Origin of the sequence: Limisphaera ngatamarikiensis, from assembly GCF_011044775.1 — a bacterium.
Classification (GTDB): Bacteria; Verrucomicrobiota; Verrucomicrobiia; order Limisphaerales; family Limisphaeraceae; genus Limisphaera; species Limisphaera ngatamarikiensis.
The window spans coordinates 1-4,707 of sequence record NZ_JAAKYA010000023.1 but is presented as its reverse complement, the minus strand read 5'-3'; the positions used below and the strand labels follow the sequence as shown (position 1 = coordinate 4,707).

Annotated in this window: 1 CRISPR repeat array. The window is 63.1% G+C overall.

Features of this window, described 5'->3' with window-relative positions:
- Positions 1 to 34 precede the first annotated feature (34 nt).
- Positions 35 to 4,672: direct repeats of the CRISPR family, unit length 36 nt; unit sequence GTCTCCGCGCTCACACGAGCGCGGCCCCATTGAAGC.
- Positions 4,673 to 4,707: the final 35 nt, after the last annotated feature.

The following is a 4,707-nucleotide window of genomic DNA, read 5'->3' as shown; positions in this document are numbered from 1 at the left end:
CTCAATTCCCCGAGCTCGGGTCCCGTCGCACCTGGTCTCCGCGCTCACACGAGCGCGGCCCCATTGAAGCCGCCGGCGGCTCCTCCACTACTCGATACTCCTCCACGTCTCCGCGCTCACACGAGCGCGGCCCCATTGAAGCAAGCCGTGCAGGCTTGACATTCCGGGCCATGACGGCGTCTCCGCGCTCACACGAGCGCGGCCCCATTGAAGCGGTGTAGGAGGGAACCATGGACTCGAACCTGACGAAATGTCTCCGCGCTCACACGAGCGCGGCCCCATTGAAGCGAGACGTCTTCAGGGTGTTATCAGCCTCCCTTAACGTTGTCTCCGCGCTCACACGAGCGCGGCCCCATTGAAGCTTGAGTTTGACCGGGATCGACCCGGTCTCATCCTTGTCTCCGCGCTCACACGAGCGCGGCCCCATTGAAGCGTCGGCTCAATCCTCGAACAGGCGCCCAAGGTGGTGCTGGTCTCCGCGCTCACACGAGCGCGGCCCCATTGAAGCTTGAACCCGACCCCGTTGATCACCCGGGCCCCATCCGGTCTCCGCGCTCACACGAGCGCGGCCCCATTGAAGCAAGAGATCGAGAAGATAGCCCGGGCGGTCGCCGCTGGTCTCCGCGCTCACACGAGCGCGGCCCCATTGAAGCAATTCCACCAGCGCCTTGGGGATCAGAGGTGCCGCCGAGTCTCCGCGCTCACACGAGCGCGGCCCCATTGAAGCCCGGCACCGTGACCCTCTCTGTTGACGGTGTGGCGCTTGGTCTCCGCGCTCACACGAGCGCGGCCCCATTGAAGCGGGCAAACACACAACAAAGCTTAACACACACAACACGTCTCCGCGCTCACACGAGCGCGGCCCCATTGAAGCTGTGTTGCGTGCAAAGTTTTGTTGTGTGTTGCGTTGGTCTCCGCGCTCACACGAGCGCGGCCCCATTGAAGCGATGCAATCCATCCGCCCCGGTGTGTTCCACCATTCAGTCTCCGCGCTCACACGAGCGCGGCCCCATTGAAGCAGCACGCAACCATTGCCAACGCAACAAAAATTTTCACAAGTCTCCGCGCTCACACGAGCGCGGCCCCATTGAAGCGACGCCAAGCCAGTATTGTCTGGCTTGGTTTTAGCTGGGTCTCCGCGCTCACACGAGCGCGGCCCCATTGAAGCCCGACCCACCAAACATTCACCCTCCCGAACGCACACATGTCTCCGCGCTCACACGAGCGCGGCCCCATTGAAGCCCTGCGCAAAGTAAGACAGGAAATCGAGCAGCTGGCGTCTCCGCGCTCACACGAGCGCGGCCCCATTGAAGCAGTAATCAGCACCACCGAATCTCCCAGCTTACGGTGGTCTCCGCGCTCACACGAGCGCGGCCCCATTGAAGCGTGATTGAGGGGAAGATGGCGCGCCAGATTTCGTCGGGTCTCCGCGCTCACACGAGCGCGGCCCCATTGAAGCGCGTTGCCATCGCCCTTCTTCCGTAGAAGCACCCAACGCGTCTCCGCGCTCACACGAGCGCGGCCCCATTGAAGCGAAACGCCGACCATGCCGAGGAGGATGCAATTCTGGTCTCCGCGCTCACACGAGCGCGGCCCCATTGAAGCGCCAAGCTTGGGAGAAAATAAATTTTGCATTATGGGTCTCCGCGCTCACACGAGCGCGGCCCCATTGAAGCTGAGTTTTTGCCTGCCAAATTGCCTCGCCTTCTGGTGTCTCCGCGCTCACACGAGCGCGGCCCCATTGAAGCTTGTGAATGAGGCGCCGCCGGAATCACAAGCCAGTCTGGTCTCCGCGCTCACACGAGCGCGGCCCCATTGAAGCTTTGCAATCATCAAGGCTGGGTGATGATCGACCTCGAGTCTCCGCGCTCACACGAGCGCGGCCCCATTGAAGCAACGCGGATGATCCGCTGAGTATGCTGTAGCCGATTGTGGTCTCCGCGCTCACACGAGCGCGGCCCCATTGAAGCAAAGGTTGCCCCGGTGAGTCTGTCCAAAGCCTCCCGGTGTCTCCGCGCTCACACGAGCGCGGCCCCATTGAAGCAGATTCAAGAATTGTGCCAATATTTGAGCATTGCCGGTCTCCGCGCTCACACGAGCGCGGCCCCATTGAAGCTTCCGCGCCACCGCCAGCAGGGCACGGAATCGTTGGTCTCCGCGCTCACACGAGCGCGGCCCCATTGAAGCCATTGCTCTCAGGAGCTGCCAGATTTGCCGCAATGGGTCTCCGCGCTCACACGAGCGCGGCCCCATTGAAGCGGATTGACCACTCGCCATACTTGTTGGTTCCGGTTCGGTCTCCGCGCTCACACGAGCGCGGCCCCATTGAAGCCATGACGCCCTCAAGCGTAACCAGCGTCCACTTCCAGATTGGTCTCCGCGCTCACACGAGCGCGGCCCCATTGAAGCGTCTATTTCCCGCCCCACCAGTCCCACCAGCCGACCCGGTCTCCGCGCTCACACGAGCGCGGCCCCATTGAAGCCAGGATTATTGAAGGGACGCGCCTTGGGCGGCTTTGGTCTCCGCGCTCACACGAGCGCGGCCCCATTGAAGCGCACGCCTTTCCGACCGCTTGCGCCGCCTTACGACAAGTCTCCGCGCTCACACGAGCGCGGCCCCATTGAAGCCGAGCCGCACGCCACCCCGCCCCGCCCCGACCACCAGTCTCCGCGCTCACACGAGCGCGGCCCCATTGAAGCCCAGCTGGCTTCTGCGGCTGTGGTGGCTTGGGCCCGTCTCCGCGCTCACACGAGCGCGGCCCCATTGAAGCTTGCTCTGAGTGTAGTCTGGCCGGCTGGGTTTGGCAAGTCTCCGCGCTCACACGAGCGCGGCCCCATTGAAGCGGGTTGACCGCGCGATAGTCGCCACTCATCACGGCCTGTCTCCGCGCTCACACGAGCGCGGCCCCATTGAAGCCAACGCCGGAGCTGGAGGTGGAGTTTCACCCGGACCGGTCTCCGCGCTCACACGAGCGCGGCCCCATTGAAGCTTCTTCAGCTCGATCCAGGTCGTGTAATAGGTGTTCAGTCTCCGCGCTCACACGAGCGCGGCCCCATTGAAGCGTCCGAAGCGTGAACGAAGGCAAGCTGACCCGGGCCGTCTCCGCGCTCACACGAGCGCGGCCCCATTGAAGCTGTTAGCCGCGGATCCGCAAGGTGTGGATCCCCCGGTCTCCGCGCTCACACGAGCGCGGCCCCATTGAAGCCTCCGCTTGGAGGAAGAGGGGGATCGCGGAACCGGGGGGTCTCCGCGCTCACACGAGCGCGGCCCCATTGAAGCGGAACATGGAGCGTGAGCCGTTGGCGGGAGTTCGTGTGGTCTCCGCGCTCACACGAGCGCGGCCCCATTGAAGCCGACTGTCGAACGCCACCAGTTACGGGGAGCCGTGGCTGTCTCCGCGCTCACACGAGCGCGGCCCCATTGAAGCGTGTACAGGATGCGTAGCCCTACTGGTGGGGTCCAGGGTCTCCGCGCTCACACGAGCGCGGCCCCATTGAAGCGTTGGGACGCAACGGTAACCCCCGCCGGGGTGCCTCGTCTCCGCGCTCACACGAGCGCGGCCCCATTGAAGCTGGTGGGACGTAGCGGAATTCTGTGCCGTTGCATACCTGTCTCCGCGCTCACACGAGCGCGGCCCCATTGAAGCTGCGAAGATTTTTGCGTGAAAATTTGGCACAAAATGTCTCCGCGCTCACACGAGCGCGGCCCCATTGAAGCGGCTAGCAAATAGCCGTGCAAATCATCAAATCCGAGTCTCCGCGCTCACACGAGCGCGGCCCCATTGAAGCGTAAACTGCAAGACTCGAGTTCAGTACCTCCTGGATCTCGTCTCCGCGCTCACACGAGCGCGGCCCCATTGAAGCGATGTCTGTAAGGTACAACACCAAGGGAGGATTCATCGCGTCTCCGCGCTCACACGAGCGCGGCCCCATTGAAGCGCAAGCTTGTTGTGTGTGTTGGCAAGTTTTGCGCATGTCTCCGCGCTCACACGAGCGCGGCCCCATTGAAGCAACGATCGCTGAGGCGAAAAAATCTCCGCGTAAATCTGTCTCCGCGCTCACACGAGCGCGGCCCCATTGAAGCGGGTTGAGCCGCACGAATGGCAACATGCTCTTTGTCGTCTCCGCGCTCACACGAGCGCGGCCCCATTGAAGCGAGAAGGAGCCCAAAGTGGCGGTGGTGGATGGAGCCAAGTCTCCGCGCTCACACGAGCGCGGCCCCATTGAAGCCGTGGAGAAATGGGTGAAGTCACCCCTGGGCAAAAGTCTCCGCGCTCACACGAGCGCGGCCCCATTGAAGCCGGGAAGAACCGCCTGTATCCGTCCTTTGCAGCAAGGCCCATCTCCGCGCTCACACGAGCGCGGCCCCATTGAAGCCTCCTCATCCACTGACGGCCCTCCTCTGTTTCGGCCCATCTCCGCGCTCACACGAGCGCGGCCCCATTGAAGCCAGTCTCGCTCGTCTATCGTTTCACCCAGGAACTCTTCATCTCCGCGCTCACACGAGCGCGGCCCCATTGAAGCGATGGATTGCAAGGGAAAAAATTTGAAAAAAGTTATTCATCTCCGCGCTCACACGAGCGCGGCCCCATTGAAGCCTCTAGGTGAACCCGCACAGAATCAACCGCCGCTCCAAATCTCCGCGCTCACACGAGCGCGGCCCCATTGAAGCGGCCTTTGGCGAGTTCGTCCATGATGCTTTGGGCT